Origin of the sequence: Nocardia sp. NPDC058058, assembly GCF_042885355.1 — a bacterium.
Taxonomy (GTDB): Bacteria; Actinomycetota; Actinomycetes; order Mycobacteriales; family Mycobacteriaceae; genus Nocardia.
On record NZ_JBHVSA010000048.1, the window covers coordinates 1 to 1,101 of the forward strand.

Below are 1,101 nucleotides of genomic sequence, written 5' to 3' on the forward strand. Positions count from 1 at the left end.
CGCCGTACTTCTGCACGACCTCCCAGAACCGGCCCTGGTGCGGGGTGTCCGGCGTGCCCTCGTAGATCACCTGGGTGGCGCCGTTGGCGAGCGGCCCGTAGACGATGTAGGAGTGCCCGGTCACCCAGCCGATGTCGGCGGTGCACCAGTAGACGTCGGTCTCCGGCTTCAGGTCGAACACCGCGTGGTGGGTGTACGCGGCCTGTGTGAGGTAGCCGCCCGAGGTGTGCAGGATGCCCTTGGGCTTCCCCGTGGTCCCCGAGGTGTAGAGGATGAACAGCGGGTGCTCGGCGTCGAAGGGCTGCGGCGCGTGCTCGGTCGACTGCCGGCCGACGATCTCGTGCCACCAGACGTCGCGGCCCTCGGTGAAGGCGGTGTCCTGGCCGGTGCGCCGCACCACCAGGACGTTCTTGACCTGCGGACACTTGCCGACGGCCTCGTCGATGGCGGGCTTGAGGGCGCTGGGCTTGCCGCGGCGGTAGCCGCCGTCGGCGGTGATCACGAGCTTGGCGTCGGCGTCCTGGATGCGAGAGGCCACGGCATCGGCGGAGAAACCGCCGAAGACCACGGAGTGCGCGGCGCCGACGCGGGCGCACGCGAGCATCGCGACGACCGCCTCCGGGATCATCGGCAGGTACACGGCGACGCGGTCGCCGGCCTGTACGCCCAGCTCGGTCAGGGCGTTGGCGGCCCGCGAGACCTCGTCCTTGAGCTGCGCGTAGGTGATCGACCGGCTGTCGCCGGGCTCGCCCTCGAAGTGGATGGCGACGCGGTCGCCGTTGCCGGCCTCGACGTGCCGGTCCACGCAGTTGTACGCGACGTTCAGCTTGCCGTCGGCGAACCACTTGGCGAAGGGCGGGTTGCTCCAGTCGAGCGTCTCGGTCGGCTCCGTGTCCCAGGTCAGCCGCCGGGCCTGCTCGGCCCAGAAGCCCAGCCGGTCCGCATCGGCCTGTGCGTACGCAGCCTCGGTCACATTGGCGGCGGCGGCCAGATCGGCGGGCGGTGCGAACCGCCGCTCTTCCTTGAGCAGATTGGCCAGGCTTTCATTGCTCACGACATCTCCCTTTCCCAGGGTGTCCGTTGTGTCCCCGGGGCATAGCT

At 70.0% G+C, this 1,101-nt stretch carries 1 protein-coding gene; it reads right to left on the reverse strand.

Features of this window, described 5'->3' with window-relative positions:
- Window positions 1–1,054 (reverse strand): AMP-binding protein (locus ACFVUS_RS44075; protein WP_387781582.1); only part of this gene is annotated, 1,054 nt, incomplete at its 3' end.
- Window positions 1,055–1,101: the final 47 nt, after the last annotated feature.